The organism is Escherichia sp. MAL-1, assembly GCF_052948035.1.
The window spans coordinates 859489-885375 of record NZ_CM129609.1 but is presented as its reverse complement, the minus strand read 5'-3'; the positions used below and the strand labels follow the sequence as shown (position 1 = coordinate 885375).

Below are 25887 nucleotides of genomic sequence, written 5' to 3'. Positions count from 1 at the left end.
CGGATGCGGCGTGAACGCCTTATCCAGCCGACATGTGGCAGCGGTTGTAGGTATGATAAGACGCGCAAGCGTCGCATCAGACGTTGATTGCCGGATGCGGGGTCAACGCCGCATCCTGCTACAAATCGTGCACTATATCAAACTTACTTAATCACCCCATTGCGCCGCAGTTGTTCGGTATCTTTTTTCCAGCGTTCATTAGCTTGGTTGATATCGTCAATTTTCATCAAAATCGCGACTTTTTTACTGTTTATTTCTGAAACTTTCATCGTTAACGGATATTGCCCTTTTTCGAGCGTTACCCAGTCATCCTGCAATTTACGGCTAAGTTTTTGTGATTGCAGAAAAGTCTGTCGCCGTTGTTCGTTGATATCGAAATCTCGTTTCTGCTGAATCGGCACTTCATAACACTCTTCACTCTGTTTATGACATGCCGCAATCGCCGGTTGATAAACCTCTTTGTCATATTTAACCGCGAACGCCTCGCTATCGTTCTGTTTATTAAACTCATCACGCTGTGGTGAATTTTTTTAAAGGCGTCTTCGCGGGTCATTTGCTTACCGTTTGCATCTTTTCCCCAATATGCATCCGCTGCTTTCTGCGCCGCCACCATTTGCTTATCAAGCGCTTTCACTTCCTTTTCCAGCGCAGGAATCGAGTTCTTCTGGGTATTCAACGCAGATTCAAGCTGACTAAAGCGATAATTGAAATCTTCGCTATTCACGATCAGATATTTATTATTCGTTTTGATATCGTCGACCACCCGCCCACGATCGCTGGCTGCCGCCTGAAAAGAGTAAAAGTTCACCGACCAGCCAGACGCGGGCGTTCCTTTACTGGTTAACATCGCCGAGAATTTTACCGGTTTATCTTTCGTCCAGGTCTGTTCGAGCAGTTCGTAATCTGCCAACTGACCGACCCAGGTATAGAGATCGTCACTGGAAGAGACATCGCCTTCCGCTGACCAGGTGGCCTGATTACCCTTAGCATCAAGATTTTTTAAGGTGATAGCATCAAGCTTGAGAATGCCGTGATACTGCTTTTTGAATTGATCTTTTAAGATATTTTCAGTTGGTGGTTCGCCATCTGCCCAGACATTACCTGTCATCAACATAAGCAGCGCCGTGCCAACAATCCATTGCTTTTTCACCCGAAAACCCTCGCGCAGAATAATTTATTCCGGTGATTATCATTAGGGTAATTAAAATTGGCAATGGACGTGAGTCTGAAGTGAAAAAGCCCCGGCACGATACCGGGGCGAGGCGATTAGTACTGATTGAAGATCTGCTGGATCTGCTGCGGATCTTTGGTTTGCGTCAGAGCCAGTTGCAGCAGAACGCGCGCTTTTTGCGGGTTCAGCGTGCCAGAGGCGACGAAGCCGTATTTCGCATCATCCACTTCGGCATCCTGAGTGGTAGCGCCCGTCGGTACGCGGGAAGAACGCACGACTGCAGTACCGGTTTTCGCGGCGGTCGCCAGCGTGTCGAACACAGATTTATACAGGTTGCCGTTACCCACACCAGCGCTAACGATGCCATCATAGCCCGCATCTACCAGTGCTTTAGCCGGAAGATCGGATGCGTTAGCGTAGTTATAAACAATGCCGACTTTCGGCAGTTCATTCAGCTTAGAGACATCGAATGGCGTGTCGCTGGTATGCTTACGTGCCGGGGTACGCTGGTAGTCAATCTTACCGTTGTGAATGTAACCCAGAGGACCGTAGTTAACAGACTTGAAGGTCGCTACGTCGGTGGTGTTGGTTTTGGTGACGTCACGGCCATCAAGCACGGTGTCATTCATCACTACCAGCACGCCACGGTTGGCGGAGGCTTTATCAGCTGCGGTCACTACCGCGTTATACAGGTTGAATGGACCGTCTGCGCTCATAGACGTGGACGGACGCATTGCGCCGACCATCACCACCGGTTTGTCGCATTTCACCGTCAGGTCGAGGAAGTAAGCAGTTTCTTCCATCGTGTCGGTACCGTGGGTAATGACGAAGCCGTCGGTCTTATCGCAGTCGGTGTTAATTTTTTTCGCCAGTGTCAGCCAGACATTATCGTTCATGTCCTGGGAGCCGATATTCACTACCTGCTCGCCTTTAACGTTCGCAATGTCTTTTAGTTGCGGCACCGCATTAACCAGATTTTCTACGCCAACTTTACCCGCTGTGTAGTTAGATTTGGTTGCGGAGTCACCACCACCGGCAATGGTCCCGCCGGTTGCTAAAATGGTGATATTGGGTAATGCCAATGCTGCACCACTAAAACCCATAACCAGTGCGGCAAGTGCCGTCTTTTTGAAAAACTCCATTTCATTCCTCCAGTTACGTGAACGCTACGCATTATCCCTTAGCTCTGTATGGGAAATTTGACGTTAAACAATTTACAACGTGAATATATTTTGGAGATCTACAAAGTTAGAGGCAGGTAACAAAACGAAGAATTAAACGGCATAAAAAAGTATTATGCCGTCTTAAAATAGAGGATTATTTTAAATTCCCGACCAGGGCTTTGCGGCTATCTTCCAGAGTCACAACGCGGCTACAAACATCTTTGCCAAACTGCTGGAAATCTTTTTCCTGCTTTTTCCACTCGGTTTGGATTGAGGATTGCAGCCCCCCCAGGCTTCCCAGCACATTCTGTAATGGGTTACCGCCGCTTTTCAGCACCGCTTTCGCGCCCATTTCATTAATGCTGTCCTGTAAAATTCCACCCATTGCCTGATTCACTAATTGCTGGCCTTCGGCGCGAACCTGATCAATGGCTTTATAGTGAAACGTCAGGCCATCGCTGCGCGTTTCAATAATGCGGTTCATCTGCTCTTTCAGCTGCGCATCAAGTTTGGTCAGACGGCTGCGCATTTTGCTGCTTTCGCCCATCTCCTGAACGATAATTTTATCCAGAGCAATACGGGCTTTCTCGACGCGGCTTTTCGCGCCTTCATCAATCCACGGCAGCGTGCTGCGTAGTTCAGCCTGATAATCCTTCGCCTGCTCGCGCTGGGCGGCATTCAGGGAATATTGCTTACCGTTATACATCACGTTGCCGTCTGGCGTGATCACCAGATTGCCGTTTTCGCCCTTCACCTGCACGGTTTGCGGGCTGACAATCACATCGTCACGCGGCGTGACGCTGCACTGGTAGTCGGCGTGAGCGGTCATTGCCGTCACTGAAAGTGCTGCCGCCAGCAGCATTTTGCGCATCATAGTCTTCCCTCAAGAAAAAATCAGGCCAGCATTTGCTGGCCCCAGATTGATAACAAAGTACGCGTTTTCCATGCCGGATGCGGCGTAAACACCTTATCCCGCCTACTCGATCGTGCATCTTTCCAGGCCTGATAAGCGTAGCGCATCAGGCAGTTTTGCATTTGTCATCGCCCGTATGCTTTCTTAGTCCCACCAAACGTCGAAAAGTTCGCTGGTGCGTACCTCATCCAGTTTGCGCTCTTCCAGCCACTTACGCACAATCGCCTGATGTTCTTCGGTGCATTTGCCGATTTCCTGCATGCAGATCAGACCTTCCCAGGCCAGATAACCGCTGCCGTCAAAGGCCAGTTTGTTCGGTTCGATAACCTCGTTAATAAAATCATCAACGGTTTTATCAATCTGTTCTTCCGATGTACCTTCCGGGAATCGCCATGCCACCGAAAATCCTAATTCCTGGAATTCGTCGATGTGCATTTTTTTACGCAGACGACGGCTACGGTTCTTTGCCATTATTTCACCCTCTCGAACATTAAGTCCCATACTCCGTGACCAAGACGATGACCACGTTGTTCAAATTTCGTCACCGGACGTGATGCCGGACGCGGTACGTAATCATTGCTCTCTGACAGGTTTTTATAACCGTCAATAGAAGACATCACTTCAAGCATATGTTCCGCATAAGGTTCCCAGTCGGTCGCCATATGGAATACGCCCCCCAGCTGCAGTTTGCTTTTTACCAGTTCGGCAAACGGCACCTGAACGATACGGCGTTTATTATGGCGCGCTTTGTGCCACGGGTCAGGGAAAAAGAGCTGCACCATGCGCAATGAATTGTCAGGAATCATTTTATGCAGCACTTCAACCGCATCGTGACACATCACGCGCAGGTTGCTTAAACCTTCTTCATACGCAGAAGCCAGGCACGCACCAACGCCCGGTGAATGCACTTCAATGCCGAGGAAGTCCTGCTCAGGGCGATCTTTAGCCATTGCCACCAGCGACGCCCCCATGCCAAAACCAATCTCAAGCGTCACCGGCGCTTCACGGCCAAAAAGCGCGGGGAAATCCAGCATATCTTCGCTGAACTCAACGCCCATCACCGGCCAGTAGTTTTCCAGCGCATGTTCCTGGCCTTTGGTCAGTCGCCCCTGGCGGCGCACAAAACTACGGATACGGCGCAGTGGGCGGCCGTTTTCATCAAATTCCGGTGAAATGACGTCGTTTTTCATAAAGGTTTAGTCGCTTGTGAAAGTGTTCTGAAAACGGGCATTATCCAAAGTTAGTTGCCGGATGCAAGCATGATAAGGCCGTGGCTGCGGAAAGTTCCGGTTTACACCCTGCCGTCGCTGTGCTGCAATCTTGCCCCCAACAACAGTGAATTCGGTGACCATGCAAGCGTCGCAATTTTCAGCCCAGGTTCTGGACTGGTACGATAAATACGGGCGAAAAACTCTGCCCTGGCAAATTGACAAGACGCCCTACAAAGTATGGCTCTCAGAAGTGATGTTGCAACAAACTCAGGTTGCGACCGTTATCCCCTATTTTGAACGCTTTATGGCGCGCTTCCCGACGGTGACCGATCTCGCCAATGCGCCGCTCGACGAAGTTCTCCACTTGTGGACCGGGCTTGGCTATTACGCCCGCGCGCGCAATCTGCATAAAGCGGCACAACAAGTGGCGACCTTACACGGCGGTAAATTCCCGGAAACCTTTGAGGAAGTTGCAGCACTGCCGGGCGTCGGGCGTTCCACCGCAGGCGCGATTCTCTCGCTTTCTCTGGGTAAGCACTTTCCGATTCTCGACGGTAACGTCAAACGGGTGCTGGCGCGCTGCTATGCTGTAAGCGGCTGGCCAGGGAAAAAAGAGGTCGAGAATAAATTATGGAGTTTGAGCGAGCAGGTGACGCCCGCGGTTGGCGTGGAACGGTTTAATCAGGCGATGATGGATTTGGGTGCGATGATTTGTACGCGCTCGAAACCGAAATGTTCGCTCTGTCCGCTACAAAACGGATGTATTGCCGCCGCCAACAATAGCTGGGCGCTTTATCCGGGCAAAAAACCGAAACAGACGCTGCCGGAGCGCACCGGCTACTTTTTGCTATTACAGCACGAAGATGAAGTATTGCTGGCGCAGCGTCCGCCGAGCGGATTGTGGGGCGGTTTATACTGTTTCCCGCAGTTTGCCGACGAAGAAAGTTTGCGGCAGTGGCTGGCGCAACGGCAGATTGCTGCCGATAACCTGACGCAACTGACCGCGTTTCGGCATACCTTCAGCCATTTCCACTTAGATATTGTGCCTATGTGGCTTCCCGTGTCGTCATTCACCGGCTGCATGGATGAAGGCAATGCGCTCTGGTATAACTTAGCGCAACCGCCGTCAGTTGGCCTGGCGGCTCCCGTGGAGCGTTTGTTACAGCAGTTACGCACTGGCGCGCCGGTTTAGCGCGTGAGTCGATAAAGAGGATGATTTATGAGCAGAACGATTTTTTGTACTTTCCTGCAACGTGAAGCAGAAGGTCAGGATTTTCAGCTGTACCCCGGCGAGCTGGGAAAACGCATCTATAACGAGATCTCCAAAGAAGCCTGGGCGCAGTGGCAGCACAAGCAAACCATGCTGATTAATGAAAAGAAACTCAACATGATGAATGCCGAGCACCGCAAGCTGCTTGAGCAGGAGATGGTCAACTTCCTGTTCGAGGGTAAAGAGGTGCATATCGAGGGCTATACGCCGGAAGATAAAAAATAAAAACAGTGCCGGAGCACGCCTCCGGCAACTTGCATAAAAACAAACACAACACGCACCCGGAATGATGAAAAAATATCTCGCGCTGGCTTTGATTGCGCCGTTGCTCATCTCCTGTTCGACGACCAAAAAAGGCGATACCTATAACGAAGCCTGGGTCAAAGATACCAACGGTTTTGATATTCTGATGGGGCAATTTGCCCACAATATTGAGAACATCTGGGGCTTCAAAGAGGTGGTGATCGCTGGTCCTAAGGACTACGTGAAATACACCGATCAATATCAGACCCGCAGCCACATCAACTTCGATGACGGTACGATTACTATCGAAACCATCGCCGGGACAGAACCTGCCGCGCATTTGCGCCGGGCAATTATCAAAACGTTATTGATGGGTGACGATCCGAGTTCGGTCGATCTCTATTCCGACGTTGATGATATTACGATTTCGAAAGAACCTTTCCTTTACGGTCAGGTGGTGGACAACACCGGGCAGCCGATTCGCTGGGAAGGTCGCGCAAGCAACTTCGCGGATTATCTGCTGAAAAACCGTCTGAAGAGCCGCAGCAACGGGCTGCGTATCATCTACAGCGTCACCATTAACATGGTGCCGAACCACCTTGATAAACGTGCGCACAAATATCTCGGCATGGTCCGCCAGGCGTCACGGAAATATGGCGTTGATGAGTCGCTGATTCTGGCAATTATGCAGACCGAATCTTCCTTTAACCCGTATGCGGTCAGCCGTTCCGATGCGCTGGGATTAATGCAGGTGGTACAACATACTGCCGGGAAAGATGTGTTCCGCTCGCAGGGGAAATCCGGCACGCCGAGCCGCAGTTTCTTGTTTGATCCTGCCAGCAATATTGATACCGGCACCGCGTATCTGGCGATGCTGAACAATGTTTATCTCGGCGGAATTGATAACCCAACATCGCGGCGTTATGCCGTCATCACCGCCTATAACGGCGGCGCAGGCAGCGTGCTGCGAGTCTTTTCGAATGATAAGATTCAGGCTGCCAATATTATTAACACCATGACGCCGGGCGATGTTTATCAGACGCTGACGACCCGCCATCCCTCTGCGGAATCTCGCCGTTATCTTTATAAAGTGAATACCGCGCAAAAATCCTACCGCCGCCGATAATTCCATTAACCGCCCCTGACGATGCTCAGGGGCAAAAATGTTATCCACATCACAATTTCGTTTTGCAAATTGGGAATGTTTGCAATTATTTGCCACAGGTAACAAAAAACCAGTCCGCGAAGTTGATAGAATCCCATCATCTCGCACGGTCAAATGTGCTTTTTCAAACACTCATCCGCATCACGATGTGAGGAAATTAACATGAATCTTAAGCTGCAGCTGAAAATCCTCTCTTTTCTGCAGTTCTGTCTGTGGGGAAGTTGGCTGACGACCCTCGGCTCCTATATGTTTGTTACCCTGAAGTTTGACGGTGCTTCTATTGGCGCAGTTTATAGCTCACTGGGTATCGCAGCGGTCTTTATGCCTGCGCTGCTGGGGATTGTGGCCGACAAATGGTTAAGTGCGAAATGGGTATATGCCATTTGCCACACCATTGGCGCTATCACGCTGTTCATGGCGGCACAGGTCACGACACCGGAAGCGATGTTCCTTGTGATATTGATTAACTCGTTTGCTTATATGCCAACGCTTGGGTTAATCAACACCATCTCTTACTATCGCCTGCAAAATGCCGGGATGGATATCGTTACTGACTTCCCGCCAATCCGTATCTGGGGCACCATCGGCTTTATCATGGCAATGTGGGTGGTGAGCCTGTCTGGCTTCGAATTAAGCCACATGCAGCTGTATATTGGCGCAGCACTTTCCGCCATTCTGGTTCTGTTTACCCTGACTCTGCCGCATATTCCGGTTGCTAAACAGCAAGCGAATCAGAGCTGGACAACCCTGCTGGGCCTCGATGCATTCGCGCTGTTTAAAAACAAGCGTATGGCAATCTTCTTTATCTTCTCAATGCTGCTGGGCGCGGAACTGCAGATTACCAACATGTTCGGTAATACCTTCCTGCACAGCTTCGACAAAGATCCGATGTTTGCCAGCAGCTTTATTGTGCAGCATGCGTCAATCATCATGTCGATTTCGCAGATCTCTGAAACCCTGTTCATTCTGACCATCCCGTTCTTCTTAAGCCGCTACGGTATTAAGAACGTAATGATGATCAGTATTGTGGCGTGGATCCTGCGTTTTGCGCTGTTTGCTTACGGCGACCCGACTCCGTTCGGTACTGTACTGCTGGTACTGTCGATGATCGTTTACGGTTGCGCATTCGACTTCTTCAACATCTCTGGTTCGGTGTTTGTCGAAAAAGAAGTTAGCCCGGCAATTCGCGCCAGTGCACAAGGGATGTTCCTGATGATGACTAACGGCTTCGGCTGTATCCTCGGCGGCATCGTGAGCGGTAAAGTTGTTGAGATGTACACCCAAAACGGCATTACCGACTGGCAGACCGTATGGTTGATTTTCGCTGGTTACTCCGTGGTTCTGGCCTTCGCGTTCATGGCGATGTTCAAATATAAACACGTTCGTGTCCCGACAGGCACACAGACGGTTAGCCACTAATTACGCAAAGAAAAACGGGTCGCCAGAAGGTGACCCGTTTTTTTTATTCTTACTTCAACACATAACCGTACAACCGCTTCACGCCATCCGCATCGGTTTCGCTATAAACACCTTGCAGCTCCGGCGAAAATCCCGGCAACAAATTCACCCCTTCTTCCAGTGCAAGGAAATAACGTTGAACCGCCCCACCCCAGACTTCCCCGGGTACCACGCAAAGCACGCCAGGTGGATAAGGCAACGCCCCTTCTGCCGCAATTCGCCCTTCGGCATCACGAATCCGCACCAACTCCACGTCACCGCGAATATAAGCGCTATGCGCATCCTGGGGGTTCATCACCACTGACGGGAAACTCTGCTGGCGGAACATCGCTTTTTGTAGGTCTTTGACGTCGAAACTGACATACAGATCGTGCATCTCCTGACACAACTGGCGCAGGGTGTAGTCGCGATAGCGCACCGGATACTTGTTATAAACGCTCGGCAACACCTCAACCAGCGGCGAGTCATCCTCAATATGCTGTTCAAATTGCGCCAGCATCGCCACCAGTTGTGCCAGCTTCTCGTGGCTTTCCGCCGGAGTTAATAAAAACAGAATGGAGTTGAGATCGCACTTCTCCGGCACAATGCCGTTCTCACGCAGATAGTGCGCCAGAATCGTCGCCGGAACGCCAAAGTCGCTATATTCGCCGGTTTCGGCATCGATACCTGGTGTAGTGAGTAACAGCTTGCACGGATCAACAAAATACTGATCCGCGGCATATCCTTCAAAGCCGTGCCACTTCGCCCCCGGCTCAAAACTGAAAAAACGGCGGTCGCTGGCTAACACTGATGTCGGATAATCCTGCCACAATTTGCCATCAACAACGGGCGGGATAAACGGGCGGAACAGCTTACAGCGCGCAAGAATAGCCTTGCGCGCTTCAATCCCTATCTCAACACACTCAGCCCACAGCCGACGCCCACTCTCCCCTTCATGAATTTTGGCGTTAACATCCAGTGCAGCAAACAGCGGATAGAAAGGGCTGGTAGAAGCATGGAGCATAAAGGCGTTATTCAACCGCTTATGCGGGCAAAAACGCGCCTGTCCGCGGATATGGTTATCTTTTTTATGGATCTGCGACGTCTGTGAGAATCCTGCCTGCTGTTTGTGCACCGACTGAGTCACAAAGATCCCCGGATCGTTTTCGTTAAGTTCTAACAGCAGCGGCGAGCTATCCGCCATCATCGGGATAAATTGTTCATAACCGACCCACGCGGAATCAAACAGAATGTAATCACACAGATGCCCAACGGTATCGATCACCTGACGGGCGTTATAGACAGTGCCGTCATAGGTTCCCAGCTGAATAATCGCCAGGCGATACGGGCGCGGCAGGTCGGCTTTTTCTGGCGCAACGTCGCGAATTTGCTGGCGCAGATACTCTTCATTAAAACAGTGCGCATCAATACCGCCAATGAAACCAAACGGGTTGCGTGAAGCTTCCAGATAGACCGGCGTCGCCCCCGCCTGAATCAGCGCGCCGTGATGATTCGACTTATGGTTGTTACGGTCGAAGAGCACCAGATCGCCACGCGTTAACAGCGCATTCGTCACCACTTTATTCGCTGCCGATGTGCCGTTCAGCACAAAATAGGTTTTATCGGCATGAAAGACTTTGGCTGCGAATTTCTGCGCATCTTTCGCCGATCCTTCATGAATAAGCAGATCGCCCAATTTTACGTCAGCGTTACACATATCGGCGCGAAAGACGTTCTCACCAAAGAAATCGTAAAAATGGCGTCCGGCAGGATGCTTTTTAAAAAACGCACCATGTTGATGTCCAGGGCAAGCAAAGGTGCTGTTGCCCATCTCAACGTACTGCGTCAGCGTGTCATAAAACGGTGGCAGCAAATTCTCTTCATACTGACAGGCTGCGGATTCCAGCTCCAGCCACTGCTGCTCGTTGCCGTTGATTACCGCCGTAACGCCCGCAGGTAATTCAACAGCATGTTCGGAATACAAAAACACCGGTAGATGAAAACCGGTGCGCTTAAGCAACGCAAGAATGCCACTGCGACTATCCGCAGCGGTAATGACGACTGCCGCGACGTCCGTAAAATCAGTATCTCCCAACGCCACCACGCGACGATGAGAAGAAAGTCGGGATACCAGTTCACTACTGGCGGCAATATTCATTGATTTCATAAGCGCAAACCCGTTTCGGGGAAGTAAGAATACCGGACAAGGTGGAAAACCCTGCCCCATGAGATATGGGTCAAACTGGTCACCAGCTCCGACCGCCAGACATCAGTAAAAGCAGAAACGCTCTGATTTTACTGTTGTCCTGCAGTGAGCGTGCGTTAACTTCACCGCATGAGCAGTAACATAGAAAGGGAAACGTTTCGCGCGAAACGGCGATAAGCGAGAGAATGTAAGGAGATGGCGTGCATCGGGCAAACTCCGTACAGAGAGGAGAAAATTCGCGCAATCATGGCACCTTTCGCTAAAGCGTGCAAGCCAGGACTTTGCGAACAAACAAGCCATCGACGGCACCAAACGGTCATAATAAGAAAATCAAACAATACAGTTAACAGGAACTCTTGTGGTCATCGGCCCTTTTATCAACGCTAGTGCAGTATTACTGGGTGGCGTTCTCGGCGCACTGCTCAGCCAACGCTTACCGGAACGTATCCGCGTCTCCATGACATCTATTTTTGGTCTGGCATCGCTGGGGATTGGTATTTTACTAGTGGTGAAATGTGCCAACCTTCCAGCGATGGTTTTAGCTACGCTACTTGGCGCTCTAATTGGCGAAATTTGTTTGCTGGAGAAAGGTGTCAATACAGCAGTCGCCAAAGCACAAAATCTGTTTCGTCACTCACGTAAGAAGCCAGCGCATGAATCTTTTATTCAGAATTATGTCGCGATTATTGTCCTGTTTTGCGCCAGCGGCACCGGGATCTTCGGGGCGATGAACGAAGGGATGACCGGCGATCCGAGTATTTTAATCGCCAAGTCATTTCTTGATTTCTTTACGGCGATGATCTTCGCCTGCTCGCTGGGTATTGCGGTGTCGGTAATTAGTATCCCATTACTGATCATCCAGTTAACGCTGGCGTGGGCTGCCGCGCTGATATTACCGCTGACCACACCGTCGATGATGGCAGACTTCAGCGCCGTAGGCGGTTTATTGCTGCTGGCAACCGGATTACGCATCTGTGGCATTAAAATGTTCCCGGTGGTCAACATGCTTCCAGCACTCCTTCTGGCAATGCCGCTTTCCGCCGCCTGGACCGCCTGGTTTGCCTGACAATGCGTGCAATAGCGGCAAAGTGATGATAGATTGTGCAGTCTGCAGTAAATTGAAGAAATTTGATTGACGAGACGAGGCGAATCAGGTTTAATGCGCCCCGTTGCCCGGATAGCTCAGTCGGTAGAGCAGGGGATTGAAAATCCCCGTGTCGGTGGTTCGATTCCGCCTCCGGGCACCACTATTCGAAGCCGCTGGTCATAGGTGAAAAACCTGGCGAGCGTTTAACGGGAGTGGTACTTGTTGATGTTGATCCTCACATCAGCATGCATCAATATTTACCCTCTCGATAAGGGAGCCTGTTGGCCCAGGCTCCCTTTTCTCGATCACATTAAATAATTACAATGACGTGACAAAATGTCAACCATTGTAAAATCGCCCCTCAGATTTATCACTTGTCAGTGTAAAGCGCCATTTCCCTCTCAAGAGCCTGACTCACGATATCCATACTAATATCAACGTATTCCATTGTCGTGCTCACATTACTGTGTCCCAGAAGTCCTTTTACAAGTTGCAGATTCCGTTCTGGTGAGCTCATCAGTGTCGTGGCAAGGGTGTGCCTGAACCGGTGGGGAGAAACATCAAACCCGCACTCTTTTGATAGCCTGCGAAAAAAAGAGCGTAATGGTTGTAGGGAAGGCCTTTCTGAAAGAACATCTCGTTCAGTTAGTGAAGAGACGAAGCGTTCATAATGAAATAATGCATCATTATTTCCAGCGCCACAGTCTTTGGCACGCTTTAACAGCTCTTCCAGACGCGGGCGCAAGTGGCTGACAATGGGGACTCGCCACTCCCGATAGGTTTTACTGCCTTCGGCTCTGAGCTCAATCCAGCCATCTTCAAGGGAAACATCTTTCAGACGGATATGCAGCAGTTGATTCTGTCGCATACCTGTATAACGTAGCGTATCAAGAACGGCCAACCAATACCAGGTAGGGCGCAAAGCACATTTTGTCTTAGAGCCTTGCTCTGTCTCGAACTGTTGCATGATAAGCCAAATTTTTGTCATTTGATTTTTTGTCAGGGTCTTCTTGCGTTTCCTGTCCTGTTTAACTGAAACACCATTAAAAGGATTCTTACTTAAGTTTGTGAGGTGAGTAGATATAGCAAAATTATAAAGCGCACGCATATGGCTAACTTTATTATTCCAGGTATGTGCAGAGAGCCCCTGTTTCTTTAATACATTTCTACGCCATTCAAGCACATCGCGGGTTGTTATGTTATAAGGTGAACAGTTGTCCCCAATATGCTTCCTGAAGCCACGAATAACTTTATTATAACTCCACTCTGTATCTTCACGCAGTGATTTACAGAAAAAATATTCATCCGTAAGCTCCTGCCATAGCCAGTTAGCGTTATTTTCTTTCATTTTTCCACTCCTCTCTTGGTAATAATAACTCACCGGATATCAACACAACGCTGCGGTCATGAGAACGAAAGGAACTGACTGTCCTGGGGTACCGTTTTCCTGAATATATCCTTGCTTTTCAACAGATAGCCTTTCACTCGTTTAAACTTTCCGGCCTTGTCGGGTGTATCGTAAAGCCGAGCAAAATAAAATCGCCTGTGATCACGACGCTTATGTAAATTCAGTCGCTCAAAAGAAGCCTGAAGATTTTCCCGGTATTCCCCCGGTTTACCAATGGCCTTGAGATAGTCAAAAAAAACCCCAGGAATGGGTAAAAATATATGGCCGGAAATAATATGGATTTTATCTTCCTTGTTGTTAAAACTGATCTTTCCACTACTGACTCCATCCCGAAACCAGGTCCAAAATAGTTCTCCTTCCACTATGTCAGCAACGGTAATGTCTACAGGAATAGAAGCTGTTTTTTTATCTCCATTATTAACAACTGTATTATGAAGATTATTATAATCTTGCTGGGCGGTCATGGCTTTACCTTTCTGAATAGACATATTTTCTACCTTATCCCTTTCAACACCCCCTACTCCATGTCGTACAGCAGGAGTAATACCCATCATAGTTTTCTCTATTTCTTTGACGTTTTCCTGTGATGTAGAGAGGGTAAAAAGTGATAATAATTCATCAGTTTCTGAAAAGGACTCCTGTGAATTGTGTTCGTCAACACTGAAAAACATTTTCTCCTCTGTAGTACCTCCACTCTGAAGGAAATCCGTTGCTTCAGAGGTATCTTCAATTCCGGTGCCAAATGTAAAACCTTGGATTGAAGGTATTATAAAAGATGTATCAGCAGAAGTTGCCATGCCTGAACGTTCTGCTGATGGCTGTAGTTTAAAATTTTCTAAGGGATTAGTTCTTTCCTGTAATTGCATCCTGAGGTCTTCGGTCCGGAGGCTTTCGACTGTAATTGAATTGTCCATATTCAATGGTGATCCAACTTTCTCTGCCGCCTGATTCAGCAGGTTACGCATAACTGGCATGATTGGATGTCGGTTCCACAACGCACCAGAAAGGTTCTGCAACGCAGACTGGTTACCTGCCAGCCAGTTAAACGCTTCCCCGGGCATCAGTTGTCCCGAGACTAACGATGCGAAAGCCAGAGCATCTTCTCCTTCTGGAGTTTTTTCCCTAAATCGAAATCGGTAAGGCACATCCGGTACGGCAATACCTGGTTGCCAACCCAATCCGCTAACCAATTCTCCTTCCAGAGAGAGCAACAGAGGTAAATGCCAAAAAAGTGCTGACCAGTAGATAACGGCATTCCACATAACGTTTTGCACTGCCTGTTCCTCCGGGGCTGCACCTGGTGGAAACATGTAACCCTTTGCAAGTCTGACTGCATAGCTAGTAAACTGCAGTGTCAAATCACCAAAACCGTGCGCCAGGGACCAGTGTCCTTGCCGGGCAGCAGGCACGTTCTGTACATGCGACAGAAGATTCCTGAGCGGGAACAGATAGAGACGCTGGTACACTTCAGCGGACAGAGAGTTGTTCGCCCATATCTGCTGGAGACATCGTTTTCTCAGTGTTCTGCCCATTAGCAAGTCAGGGCAATGGGGTGAGTAGTATCCAGCGGGAGGCTCCGCACCAGATAATGAGTTTACTGTCGGCTCTTCTTTTGAAAACAAAGCCCTGAATGTTTTGATTCTGTTGAGCATGATTTTCTCCTGATGTAGTGCTGCTCATTGTTGTGATACTCCCTGTTCTGCACCATAAAAAACCAATTATTCACGCTGAGAAGTTTTTCCCCCCTGTAAGATTAAGCGCTATCATCCACGGAGATACACAATCTTGTTTATTACCGGCTTCGTTTTAGACTTCCAAACTTATGGATTATTAATTTGCGTAAAAAAGCTCTGCTTCATTCAACCAGCTCATCAATCTCATTAAACACTTATATTCCCTTGGTCCAGATGGGATTTATGATAAAACTATCAATAACTCTCCCCTTGTGTAACCATAAAAATAAAAACCATTATTCAGCAAAACTCATAACTACCCAGGTTTCATATCCGAAATAACTTTCTGAACAGATTTATTTCTCCTGACAGCACCAGGCGTCTTGTGAATTTCATTTCTCATCGCCCGCGTAAATACCTGCTGACTGGTAAATCCGAGCATAAGACACACTTCAATAACGGGGATATCCGTATTTTCCAGTAAAAAACATGCACGTCTTAATTTTTTCAGTTTTATATACCTCCCCAGACTTATTCCTGCCACCTCCTTGAACATCCGCTGAAAATGCCATTTCGAATAACCCGCTCTGGCAGAGACATCATCTACCCTGAGCGGCTCCTCCAGGTGCTCATCAATCCATTGCATAATTTCAGACACTACAAGTCGGTTTATCTTTTCCTTCCGTATTTTTTTTATGTCCATATATAGCCCCCCACAATGAGGCAGACAGGAATAACAGAAAGGCCAAAGTCCTGTTCACATCATCTGATGATTGAGATTCCACATAATCCACAGCGACCCGGTAATAATGATAAAGATAATGACAGCGGAAAAGACAATGGCCACGAGGTTCCAGCGCATTTCAGAAGAAGCATTCAGGTGAAGAAAATACACCAGATGAACCAGCACCTGAACAACGGCACACGTCATGACCCCGCCTGCGATGATCCCTGCGGAAACACCACTGTCCGTAACCAGCCAGAACGGGATCGCCGTCAGAATGACCGACAGGAGAAAGCCGGTTATATAAGACATCGTATTGCCGTAAGCTACGCCCTGTGCGTCTGCAGAATGTCTCATGGCATTGCTCCCATCAGGTAAACAATACTGAACACGCAAATCCAGATGACATCGAGGAAATGCCAGAACAGACTCAGGCATATCAGACGGGGGCGACTGAATCCTGACAGACCTCGTCGGGCAACCTGATACATCAGGATCAGCATCCAGATCAGTCCACATGTCACATGCAGACCATGGGTGCCCACCAGAGTAAATAGCGCTGACAGGAAGCCACTGCGCTGTGGGCCGAAACCCTCAGCAGTCAGGTGACTGAACTCCCAGACTTCCATTCCGATAAAACCCAGACCACACAGAAATGTCAGGGTCAGCCATCCAAGTACACCGCCCTCGCGGTCTTTATCCATGCTGATAACAGCAAAACCATAGGTAATCGAGCTAAGCAGAAGCAGCACGGTTTCCGCCAGGACAAACGGAGGTTCGAAAATATCCTTACCTGCCGGACCATCTGCAATGTTATGAACCATGACGCCGTAAGTCGCGAACAGGGTGGCGAAGATAATGCAGTCGCTCATCAGGTAGATCCAGAAGCCGAAGACCTTACTGGCACCTGTACCCTGATGCCCGTGCTGAGCACGGGTGCGGAAGGATGAATCCAGAGCTTCACTTACCATATGTCACACCGGCTTTGTTTATTTCTGCAAAGTGCTGATCCTCGATTTTTTTTATCTCGGCGACGGGTACGTAATAATCCACGTCTTCATCGAAGCTTTTAATAACCCAGGTCAGGATAATCCCGAGGAATGACAATCCCGCCAGCCACCAGATATGCCAGATAGCCCCGAAGCCAAACCCGATGCAGAGCAGACCAATAATCAGCCCCGCCCCGCTGTTTTTCGGCATATGGATTTCGGCATAGTTAGCAGGTTGCTTGTATGCCTCTCCTCTTTCCTTCATTTCCCAGAACGCATCACGTTCGTGGACAAAAGGCACTTCAGCAAAGTTATAGAATGGCGGCGGGGAAGAGGTGGACCACTCCAGTGTCCGTCCGCCCCACGGGTCGCCGGTCATATCCCGGTTTTCGTGGCGGTCGCGCACCGACACCCAGAACATAATGACCTGGCACAGTATCCCGCAGGCTATCAGCGCAGCACCGCTGGCTGCCACGACCAGCAGGGGATGGAACTGGGGGTCAATATTCTGACTCAGGCGGCGGGTCATCCCCATGAACCCCAGCACATAGAGCGGCATAAACGCCACATAAAATCCGATGATCCAGAACCAGAACGCCCTCTTGTTCCATTTTTCATTCAGGGTGAACCCCGTCGCTTTCGGGAACCAGTAGGTCACACCAGCCATACTGCCGAACACCACCCCGCCGATAATGACATTATGGAAGTGGGCAATCAGGAACAGGCTGTTGTGCAGGACAAAGTCAGCTCCCGGCACGGCCAGCAGGACGCCGGTCATTCCCCCTATAGAAAAGGTGACAATAAAACCTACCGTCCATAACATAGCGGAGTGCATCTGAATGCGCCCCTGATACATGGTGAACAACCAGTTGAAGATTTTCACACCGGTCGGGATAGCGATAATCATCGTCATGATCCCGAAGAAGGCGTTAACGTTCGCACCGGCTCCCATGGTGAAGAAGTGATGCAGCCATACCAGGAAGGAAAGCAAAGTGATGGCGACCGTTGCCCACACCAGCGAGGTATAACCGAACAGACGTTTCCTGGAAAAGGTTGCCACCACTTCCGAGTAGACCCCGAAAACCGGCAACACCAGAATATAGACTTCCGGATGACCCCACGCCCAAATCAGGTTGACATACATCATCATATTGCCGCCCATATCATTGGTGAAGAAATGGAAACCCAGATAGCGGTCAAGGGTCAGCAATGTCAGCGTGACGGTCAACACCGGGAAAGAAGCGATAATCAGCACGTTGGTACACAACGACGCCCAGGTAAACACCGGCATTTTGAACATGGTCATGCCAGGCGCACGCATTTTCAGGATGGTGACGAAGAAGTTAATGCCGGTCAGCGTGGTCCCGATACCGGAAAGCTGGAGTGTCCATATCCAGTAATCCACCCCGACACCGGGGCTGTACGCTAACTCCGAAAGCGGCGGATACGCCAGCCATCCGGTTGTCGCAAACTCCCCCACTCCCAGGCAGAGATTCACCAGTACCACGCCCACCACGGTTAACCAGAAACTCAGGTTATTCAGAAAAGGGAAAGCCACGTCACGTGCACCAATCTGCAGGGGGACCACAATATTCATCAGGCCGATAACGAAAGGCATGGCCACGAAAAAAATCATGATCACACCGTGACCGGTAAAAATTTGATCATAGTGCCAGGGCGGCAGATACCCGGCACCTTCCACACCGGATGAGGCCAGGACCTGCTGGCTGCGCATCATTATCGCATCGGAAAAGCCGCGCAGTAACATCACAAACGCGACAATGATGTACATAATCCCGAGCTTTTTGTGGTCAACAGAGGTCAGCCATTCGGACCAGAGATATTTCCACTTACCGAAATACGTAATGGCCGCGATGATTGCCGCCCCAAGTACCAGAATACCAACAATCGTAACCCTGACAATCGGGTCCTCAGGTATGGCATCCAGCGTCAGTTTTCCTAAAAACATAAATCAACTCCCCTGCTCTCTGAAAGAGAGATATTGTTCCGGGCCCTGAACTGGTCATCAGATATGCCAGCGCCTTTATTGAATGTTTTGAATTTTTGAGTCACGTAGCTGAACAGCGTCGGATCGACGACGGAGAAGAACTCAACCGGGTGGTTTTCGTCAGGCTCAGCCAGTTTTTCAAAATCAGCCGGACCGAGCAGCATATTCGGTGATTTCTTCACATCAGCGATCCACTGTTCAAACGCGGTATTATCCGGTACGGCAGTCGCTTTAAATTTCATACCGGAAAACCCCCTGCCGCTGTAACTGGACGAGATGCCGTTGAAGGTTCCCGTCTCACCGGCGATCAGATGCAGCCGGGTCTGCATGCCCGGCATCGCATAAATCTGGCTGCCAAGTGCCGGAATAAAAAATCCGTTCATCACGGAACCGGACGTGATACGAAAATTCACGGGGGTGTTTACCGGGAATACAATCTCATTGACGGTTGCAATACCCTGTTGGGGATAAATAAACAACCATTTCCAGTCCAGGGAAATCACTTCAATCTCGACAGGTTTCACCACAGAGGTCAGTGGCCTGGATGGCTCCAGCGCATGGGTGGACTTCCATGTCAGCACGGCCAGAAACAGGATAATCAGGACGGGTACCGTCCAGACCACCGCCTCCACTTTATTGGAATGAGACCAGTCAGGGGTATATTTCGCCGCGGTATTCGAGGCACGGTATTTCCAGGAAAATATCACCGCCATCAGGATCACGGGAATAACGACCACTAACATCAGGCAGAATGCCGTAATTATCAGTGCCCGCTGCTCAATGGCAATTTGCCCTTTAGGATCGAGTAACACCGCCTGACAACCACTCAGTAATAACACGCCTGTTATTACCGGCAGGTATTTCATGACGGCCTTATATTTATGATGTCGCATTTGACAACCTCATTTCACGGTCTGTCAGCCAGAGTGTATGTTTAATCTTTTTACGGAGAACCAGCCTTCCATACTGACTCCCGCTGACATCCTCCCGGTCATTTAATGGCCGGACATCTTCTGAAGCGGCCCCTTCGGTTTTTTGATGAGCCAGATAATGCCAATGGACCCCAGCATCAGAACGGTGGCCGACTGATAGAAATCGTTCGTTGCCAGCATGATGGCCTGACTGTCTATCATTCTCGAAAACAGGGCCGCCGACGTGTCTGCCGGAATACCGGCCGCCCCCAGTGTGGTACTGACGGTGGCAGGCACGTCCGGACTGATGGCCGTCACGAGCTCCGCCCGGTTGAATTTTGTCATATGCTCCCAGTACGTCTGGGTCAGGGAAGAGCCCACCGCCATGCACATAACACGCAGGAAGTTTTGCAGCCCGGAACCGGCCGCCACTTTCTCCGGCGGCAGTTCGGACACCCCCAGCGAGGTGAGCGTGATAAGGCAGGCGGGAACCCCGGCGCCGAGGACGAACATGGGAACAGCAACCGACATAAAGTCAGCCTGCGACGTCAGCAGGGCACGCATCACAAAGGAGACCGCCAGTACGCCCATGCCATAGCTCACCAGCAGACGGGGATCGACCTTCGGCAGCAGACGACCAATAATAGGCGAGCTCAGGACGGCCAGGATCCCCATGGGCCCCGTCGCATACCCGGCCCAGGTAGCCGTGTACCCCATCCACTGCTGTAACCAGAGGGGGGTCAGGACAATATTCCCGAAGAAAATACCGAACATCAGGCAGAGCGTGACGGTTGATACCACCCAGTTACGTGATTTGAACACGCTCAGGTCCAGCACCGGTTGCTCATCAGTAAGCTCCCAGATAACCAGAGAAATCAGGGCGATAGCGGCCACTATGGCGCAGACAATAATGATATCCGAGGAAAACCAGTCCAGTTCACGTCCTTTATCCAGCATGATCTGAAAAGCCGCCACAAAGATGACGAGGAGACCCAGCCCCACGCTGTCCAGCCGGGAGCGGCTGATATGGGTTTCTTTCCCCTTCAGCACCCACCAGGTCCCGAACCCCACGATCAGACCAAAGCCGATATTGATGTAAAACACCCACTGCCAGCTCCAGTTATCCGAGATAAGCCCACCCAGTATCGGACCGAATATGGGCGCCACCACCGTCATCATTCCCCAGAGCGCAACGGCAATGTTGGCCTGTTTCTTCGGGAAGGCTGCAAGCAGCAACGTGGAAGAAAGCGGGATCAGCGGGCCACCGGCCAGCCCCTGCAGTACACGGAAAATGGCCAGGCTCGGTAGTGACCAGGAAAGACCGCAGCAGACAGAAAAAATCACAAATGCAACAACAGAAAAAAGGAATACGCGCACCTGACCGAACTGCATCGCCAACCAGCCGGTCAGCGGCACCGTGATGGCTTCAGCCACCGCATAGGCGGTGATGATCCAGATTCCTTCTGTTGTCGACACGCCCAGGTAACCGGATATTGTGGGCATCGCGACGTTAGCAATGGTGGTATCGAGTACCACCATAAAATTCCCGAGCGAGAGCGCGATTGCCGCAACCACCAGTTTGAATCCGGACAGAGGTGGAAATGCTGAACCAGACATACCTTATTTCTCCGTGTGGTCATCTTTGGCATTCGATGTCAGGTCCACCGTAACTTCCATGGACAGCCCGATGCGCAGAGGATTTTTACGCAGTTCTTCCCGCTCCAGACGAACGCGCACCGGCAGTCGCTGCACGACCTTAATCCAGTTACCCGTGGCATTCTGCGCCGGTATCAGTGAAAGCGCGGAACCGGAGCCGCCGTCAAATCCCTGAACCACGCCGTGATAAACAACACCGCTGCCGTACAGGTCTGAAGTCAGCTCTACCTTCTGGCCCGGTCTGACGTCGCTGAGCTGACCTTCCTTGAAATTCGCATCAACATAAATATCCTCGATGGGCACAACCCGCATCAGCCGGTTTCCGGCCTGAACATGCTGCCCGATATCCACTGAGCGCTGTGTTACCACTCCATCCACCGGGGCCCGGATAACCATACGCGCCAGGTTTATACGGGCCTGATCGAGACGGGTTCTGGCTGCCACCACAATGGGGTTAGTTTCAACGGTACTGTTTAGAAACAGGGCCTCGTTCGCCTGCCGGGCCCCTTTCGCTTCGACACTGCCAGCGCGAGCAGCTTTCAGACTGGCTTCCGCTTCTCCCAGCGCGGCCGTTGCCTCCCGTAATTCTGTCTGCGCATCCGTAAAATCCTGCTCAGATACGGCCCCAGCTTTCACCAGATTCCGGCGACGTCGCTCATCAAGGGTGGCCTTATCAAACCGGGCCCGTGCCCTCGCCACATCATGTTCGGCGCTCTGAATGCCCGCTTCACGCGAATCAAGCTGTCCGCCCAGAGCGGTGTCATTGGCCATAATCTGCATCACCTTCCGCCGGGCGCTGCCAAGCTCAGCTTCAGCCTGTGACACCGCAATTCTGGCGTCCGTATCATCAAGCACGACCAGTACATCACCGGCATGCACAAGCTGCGTGTTGACCACATTTACTTTCTTCACCGGTCCGCCGACCAGAGGCGTCACGTCCGCCACTTCGGCAGCGGTATAGGCGTTATCCGTTGAGACCGATTTACCGGCAAAGAAAATCAGCCAGATGAGATAACCAATGACGATGAGGATCAGAACACCGCCAAATATGGCAAACAGCTTGCGGCGATGGTTTTTTTTGTCACCGTTACCCTTCTTTGCCGTCGTGTTATCCGGAGCCTTAACCGTATCCTGCTGCCCGTTCGTATCTTTATCTTCAGTCATTACGGTTCCACCTGCGCATCAAATGTTGAACTGGATTCAAATCCGCCACCAAGGGCTTTGACAAGGGCCACATCAAGGGAATACCCCCGTGAATGTATGGCGGTATTCGCCAGCTGTGCCCGGAGTAACCCGTCTTCAGAAGTGAGGACTTCCTGATAGTCAGCCAGCCCTCCTGAGTACCGGGCTTTTGCCAGCTGATAAGCCTCTTCGCTGTGGGACAGAGCAGAGGCGGTCGCTTCTGACCGGTCCACCAGGGCAGCAAGGCTGCCTGTCGCATCGGCGGTCTCACGTAATGCCTGTGTCAGCGCGTCGTTATATGACGCCACCGCGTATTCATATTCCGCTCTGGCACCCTTGTAGTTAGCGCGTAAACGCCCGCCTTCAAAAAGCGGCAGGCTGATAGCCGGCCCGACGCTCCCGATATCAGAACCGGAGCTGAACAGGTTATTCAGTCCCAGCGACTGATAACCCACAAAGGCCATCAGGTTCACGTCCGGATAAAACTGCGCTCTGGCGACACCAATGTTTCTGGCGGCGGCTTCAACCCGCCACCGGGCGGCCACCACTTCCGGATTGCGCCCGAGCAGGTTTGCGCTCAGCTCATCGGGTAACCCGACCGGACGTCGCATCTGCAACCGGGGTCTCAGGATATCCAGCCCTCTGTCCGGCCCCCGGCCCAGTAAAGCCGCGATGCTGTTCTGGGTTAGTTTGATTTGCTCGCTGGCTTCAGCCAGCGCCGCTCTGGCAGCATCCAGCCTGGCAGCACTCTCTTCCACGGACACTCTGGAATCGAGTCCCTGAGCATGGCGTAACTGAACCAGCCTGACGGTGTCCGTCCGGTTACGCAGCTGGCGCGCGGCAATGTCCCGGCTGTCATACTGGTACTGCAGCCGGATATAGGCATCCGCCAGCATCGTCGTCAGCATCAGTTTCGCGGCGGCGGCATCAGCCTCAGCGGCACTGGCTTCGGATATCGCGGCACGCAGTGCATCCCGGTTTTTACCCCAGAAATCCAGTTCCCAGCTAAAGTTGAGGCTGGTCTGTCCCATATCGTTCCATCCGTGCGGCACGGCTGTTTTAGGGTAGATGTAGTTGTAGCTGAGCTTCTCTTTATTAATGGACGCGCTGGCATCCAGTGACGGGTATAACCGGGACCGGGCGACGCCCGTTCTGGCTGTGGCTTCACGCACCCGTGCTTCCGCCTGTGCCAGAGAAGGTGAATGCGCGGTGGCTTCACTCATCAGCTCGTTAAGCTGCGTATCACCGAAGGCCGTCCACCACTTTTCCTGCGGCCAGTCAGCATGCGGACCGGAAAAGCTGCGTTGTGAAACCAGCGCCGCAGCCTGTTCCGGCTGAGGCGCAGTGCCCAGATCGGGGATCGCCGCACACGCCCCCAGGGCAAGACTGAGCACGGAGATAACACATCCCTTCAGATAATGTGGACGGTACCTTCCTGTCTCCGTCCTGTGCGCAACACGGTAACCTGACACACCCCTCATACCTGCCTGCCCTGTTTAGCCTGATTTATGGCGAACAAAGTAAACCGATCAGTTCGGTACAGTCAAGATTAAATTCACAGGCCTTGCCATTGCACGTGAATCTGTGAACAATAAGCAAATCAGAGCGGTTTGATTACATATCATTTTTATGTTTAACCGTTATTCAAAACGTAGATGAAGGTAGAACTGATGCCGGTTTCAGACAGAGCTTCCAGGGAAGCAAAAAACAACAATAAAAACCTGCCTTCTGAAGGTACTCCTGCTGTATCAGCGAAAGCGCAGAAGGTCCTTGCGGGGGCGAAATCGATATTTCTGGCACGAGGCTACTCGGCCGCGACAACAGATATGATCCAGCAGGCTGCCGGGGTTTCCAAATCAACCGTTTATGCGTATTACCCCAACAAGGAAGCATTGTTTACTGCGGTGGTTGAACAGCAATGCGAACGGTTTCTTCAGACGGTGCACGACGTCAAAATCTCAGGGAAAGATATTGCTGATAAGCTGGGTAAACTCGCCAGACTCTATCTGGATATTGTGCTTTCAGAAGATGGCCTGGCACTTTATCGTGTTGTTGCCTCTGAAGCCCCGCGATTTCCGGAATTAGGACGACGCTTTTATCTGGCGGGCCCTGACAGAATGAACAATATTGTTGCCGATGTCTTAAAGGATGCAGAGTTAAAAGGAGAAATATTTCTTGGTGGTATCGGATGCGCTTCTGCAGCCTCTCTCTTTGTGAATATGGTCAGGGGAGAGCCACAAATGCAGTGTCTGATGCATCCGGCCTCCCTGGCATCCGCAGCCCAGCGTGACTTCTGGGCAAAAGATGCGGTATCAGCGTTTTTGCTCGCTTTCTGTAAAGCCGGGAAATGAGTTAATTCCGTAATATTATCATCACTATCAGAGGCCACTGTGTTGACTGATTGATATGTAAGGATGCTGTATTCATATTGATTTTTTCATGCATCCCTCCCCCCTTCCTGTGAATGCAGGCCCGACATCCCGCCTCGTCGACTTTTCTGACTGGTTTTGTGTCATTTGTACCGGGCATGAGGCAAAACCAGAATCATATATTTTGCTGTATTAAATAGCGTTTCTGTGTCTGCCTGTAATCGGGCATTTTCCCGGTTTTTATTTAGCAACAATCTGACTTGCCTCTTAACACAAATCCTGACTATGCTGATGGTAATGTACCGTACCGTACAATCATTAAGAGGGTAGGCTATGAGCATGACAGAAACAGTCAGACTCACTACATCGGCTCAACGCAGAGAGGCTATCTTACTGGCTGCAGCCGATGTGTTTTTCGAAAGGGGTTACGCAGCCACGAGTGTTGATGCGATTGTCGCAAGGGTCGGGGGATCCAAGCGGAGCATTTACGCTGAATTTGGTAACAAGGAAGGATTGTTTACTGCACTTGTTTCCCGCCATGCCCGTTATGCGCTGTCGGCACTTGAGGAGCAGGATGAAAGCCCGGGAAAAACGATTGAACAGCAGTTACTGACATTTGGTCGTCGTCTGATGGATATTTATTTTTCACCCGCGCTGCTGGGGATCTTCCGGGCAATCATGGCTGAGGGCGCGCGTTTTCCTGAGTTAACCCGTGTCTTTTACGAGCAGGGCCCCGCCCACGCCGCCATTCGTCTTTCTGAAGTAATTAATGAAGCTGCATCACACAATGAGGTTGAGGTTGATGATCCAGTCACGGTAGCCAGCCACTTCATCGGCATGTTGAGAGATAACCTGCACTTAAGTGTCGTTCTGGGTCTCAGGCCGGTGCCCTCGGAGGCTGAGGCGGAAAAACACGTCGTATCTGCCGTTCAGATATTCCTCAGAGGGATTTCTTATCAATCCGTGAACAGCAGCTCCCGGGGACAGCTAACATGACCCCTCTTTAGCCGGGGACGGTCTGTCCGGATTGAGTTTGTCACCTCCGGAGACAACCGGCACTTTACGCCAGCACCAGTGGGAAAACCATGAGAAAGCACTTAC

23 protein-coding genes, 1 tRNA gene and 1 pseudogene are annotated in these 25887 nt (G+C 50.8%); 8 read left to right on the top strand and 17 right to left on the bottom strand.

Going from position 1 to position 25887, the window contains the following annotated elements:
* Positions 1–143 precede the first annotated feature (143 nt).
* From ACU8XX_RS04385 to trmB, 5 genes and pseudogenes are all read right to left on the bottom strand, one after another.
* Positions 144–1150 (bottom strand): annotated as a pseudogene (locus tag ACU8XX_RS04385) (DUF1202 family protein).
* A 116-nt stretch (positions 1151–1266) separates the two neighbouring features.
* Complete coding sequence (gene ansB / locus ACU8XX_RS04380; protein WP_000394131.1) at positions 1267–2313, bottom strand: L-asparaginase 2; 1047 nt, start codon at positions 2311–2313, stop codon at positions 1267–1269.
* 175 nt (positions 2314–2488) lie between these two features.
* The gene (locus ACU8XX_RS04375; RefSeq protein WP_000984796.1) at positions 2489–3208 is read right to left on the bottom strand and encodes a YggN family protein; all 720 of its coding nucleotides are present in this window, start codon (positions 3206–3208) and stop codon (positions 2489–2491) included.
* A gap of 183 nt (positions 3209–3391) precedes the next feature.
* Positions 3392–3718, bottom strand: coding sequence for a YggL family protein (locus ACU8XX_RS04370; RefSeq protein WP_001107564.1), 327 nt, complete (start codon positions 3716–3718; stop codon positions 3392–3394).
* Positions 3718–4437: a tRNA (guanosine(46)-N7)-methyltransferase TrmB gene (trmB, locus tag ACU8XX_RS04365; protein WP_000786913.1), complete on the bottom strand. Its 720-nt coding sequence runs from the start codon at positions 4435–4437 to the stop codon at positions 3718–3720. Before trmB ends, ACU8XX_RS04370 begins: the two co-directional genes overlap by 1 nt.
* A 160-nt stretch (positions 4438–4597) precedes the next feature.
* On the opposite strand from trmB, the gene mutY reads away from it, so the two are divergent.
* From mutY to nupG, 4 genes are all read left to right on the top strand, one after another.
* Positions 4598–5650 carry an A/G-specific adenine glycosylase gene (gene mutY, locus ACU8XX_RS04360; RefSeq protein WP_001321419.1) on the top strand — a complete coding sequence of 351 codons (1053 nt, stop codon included), beginning with the start codon at positions 4598–4600 and terminating at the stop codon, positions 5648–5650.
* 27 nt (positions 5651–5677) lie between these two features.
* On the top strand, positions 5678–5953 hold the full coding sequence (locus tag ACU8XX_RS04355) for an oxidative damage protection protein (protein WP_000091700.1): 276 nt from the start codon (positions 5678–5680) through the stop codon (positions 5951–5953).
* Positions 5954–6017: 64 nt separating this feature from the next.
* Positions 6018–7097 (top strand): membrane-bound lytic murein transglycosylase MltC, encoded by a 1080-nt coding sequence (gene mltC, locus ACU8XX_RS04350; protein ID WP_000760323.1) that lies wholly within the window; start codon positions 6018–6020, stop codon positions 7095–7097.
* 201 nt (positions 7098–7298) lie between these two features.
* Positions 7299–8555, top strand: coding sequence for a nucleoside permease NupG (gene nupG / locus ACU8XX_RS04345; protein ID WP_001049791.1), 1257 nt, complete (start codon positions 7299–7301; stop codon positions 8553–8555).
* Positions 8556–8604: 49 nt separating this feature from the next.
* Here the strand turns inward: nupG and speC are convergent, their stop codons facing one another.
* Together speC and yqgH are read right to left on the bottom strand one after the other, a co-directional pair.
* Positions 8605–10740, bottom strand: coding sequence for an ornithine decarboxylase (speC, locus tag ACU8XX_RS04340; protein WP_001326492.1), 2136 nt, complete (start codon positions 10738–10740; stop codon positions 8605–8607).
* 161 nt (positions 10741–10901) lie between these two features.
* On the bottom strand, positions 10902–10985 hold the full coding sequence (gene yqgH / locus ACU8XX_RS04335; RefSeq protein WP_211180506.1) for a protein YqgH: 84 nt from the start codon (positions 10983–10985) through the stop codon (positions 10902–10904).
* A 152-nt stretch (positions 10986–11137) separates the two neighbouring features.
* Between yqgH and ACU8XX_RS04330 the strand changes: the two genes are divergently transcribed.
* Both ACU8XX_RS04330 and ACU8XX_RS04325 read left to right on the top strand, forming a co-directional pair.
* Positions 11138–11845 carry a DUF554 domain-containing protein gene (locus ACU8XX_RS04330; protein WP_000234514.1) on the top strand — a complete coding sequence of 236 codons (708 nt, stop codon included), beginning with the start codon at positions 11138–11140 and terminating at the stop codon, positions 11843–11845.
* A gap of 105 nt (positions 11846–11950) precedes the next feature.
* Positions 11951–12026, top strand: a tRNA-Phe gene (locus ACU8XX_RS04325).
* Positions 12027–12236: 210 nt separating this feature from the next.
* Here ACU8XX_RS04325 and ACU8XX_RS04320 read toward each other — a convergent pair.
* The 10 genes from ACU8XX_RS04320 to ACU8XX_RS04275 all read right to left on the bottom strand — a co-directional run bounded on the left by ACU8XX_RS04320 (position 12237) and on the right by ACU8XX_RS04275 (position 23811).
* A complete protein-coding gene (locus tag ACU8XX_RS04320) occupies positions 12237–13214 on the bottom strand; it encodes a tyrosine-type recombinase/integrase (RefSeq protein WP_003025439.1) in 978 nt (325 codons plus the stop codon).
* A gap of 56 nt (positions 13215–13270) precedes the next feature.
* Positions 13271–14926 carry a TraI domain-containing protein gene (locus ACU8XX_RS04315; RefSeq protein WP_058684991.1) on the bottom strand — a complete coding sequence of 552 codons (1656 nt, stop codon included), beginning with the start codon at positions 14924–14926 and terminating at the stop codon, positions 13271–13273.
* A 337-nt stretch (positions 14927–15263) separates the two neighbouring features.
* Positions 15264–15650, bottom strand: coding sequence for a helix-turn-helix domain-containing protein (locus ACU8XX_RS04310; protein ID WP_058684990.1), 387 nt, complete (start codon positions 15648–15650; stop codon positions 15264–15266).
* Positions 15651–15704: 54 nt separating this feature from the next.
* Positions 15705–16028: a cytochrome o ubiquinol oxidase subunit IV gene (cyoD, locus tag ACU8XX_RS04305; RefSeq protein WP_058684989.1), complete on the bottom strand. Its 324-nt coding sequence runs from the start codon at positions 16026–16028 to the stop codon at positions 15705–15707.
* Positions 16025–16642, bottom strand: coding sequence for a cytochrome o ubiquinol oxidase subunit III (gene cyoC, locus ACU8XX_RS04300; protein WP_058684988.1), 618 nt, complete (start codon positions 16640–16642; stop codon positions 16025–16027). The genes cyoD and cyoC overlap by 4 nt, the downstream gene beginning before the upstream one ends.
* Positions 16632–18629 carry a cytochrome o ubiquinol oxidase subunit I gene (cyoB, locus tag ACU8XX_RS04295; protein WP_053216416.1) on the bottom strand — a complete coding sequence of 666 codons (1998 nt, stop codon included), beginning with the start codon at positions 18627–18629 and terminating at the stop codon, positions 16632–16634. The genes cyoC and cyoB overlap by 11 nt, the downstream gene beginning before the upstream one ends.
* Positions 18620–19561, bottom strand: coding sequence for a ubiquinol oxidase subunit II (cyoA, locus tag ACU8XX_RS04290; protein ID WP_058684987.1), 942 nt, complete (start codon positions 19559–19561; stop codon positions 18620–18622). The genes cyoB and cyoA overlap by 10 nt, the downstream gene beginning before the upstream one ends.
* Before the next feature lie 102 nt (positions 19562–19663).
* Positions 19664–21196, bottom strand: a complete 1533-nt coding sequence (locus ACU8XX_RS04285; RefSeq protein WP_058684986.1) for a DHA2 family efflux MFS transporter permease subunit — start codon at positions 21194–21196, stop codon at positions 19664–19666.
* Positions 21197–21199: 3 nt separating this feature from the next.
* On the bottom strand, positions 21200–22399 hold the full coding sequence (locus ACU8XX_RS04280) for an HlyD family secretion protein (protein WP_058684985.1): 1200 nt from the start codon (positions 22397–22399) through the stop codon (positions 21200–21202).
* Positions 22399–23811, bottom strand: coding sequence for an efflux transporter outer membrane subunit (locus ACU8XX_RS04275; RefSeq protein WP_058684984.1), 1413 nt, complete (start codon positions 23809–23811; stop codon positions 22399–22401). The genes ACU8XX_RS04280 and ACU8XX_RS04275 overlap by 1 nt, the downstream gene beginning before the upstream one ends.
* A 276-nt stretch (positions 23812–24087) precedes the next feature.
* On the opposite strand from ACU8XX_RS04275, the gene ACU8XX_RS04270 reads away from it, so the two are divergent.
* Together ACU8XX_RS04270 and ACU8XX_RS04265 are read left to right on the top strand one after the other, a co-directional pair.
* Positions 24088–24768, top strand: a complete 681-nt coding sequence (locus tag ACU8XX_RS04270; RefSeq protein ID WP_003029844.1) for a TetR/AcrR family transcriptional regulator — start codon at positions 24088–24090, stop codon at positions 24766–24768.
* A 351-nt stretch (positions 24769–25119) separates the two neighbouring features.
* Positions 25120–25782, top strand: coding sequence for a TetR/AcrR family transcriptional regulator (locus ACU8XX_RS04265; protein WP_003029842.1), 663 nt, complete (start codon positions 25120–25122; stop codon positions 25780–25782).
* Positions 25783–25887 lie beyond the last annotated feature (105 nt).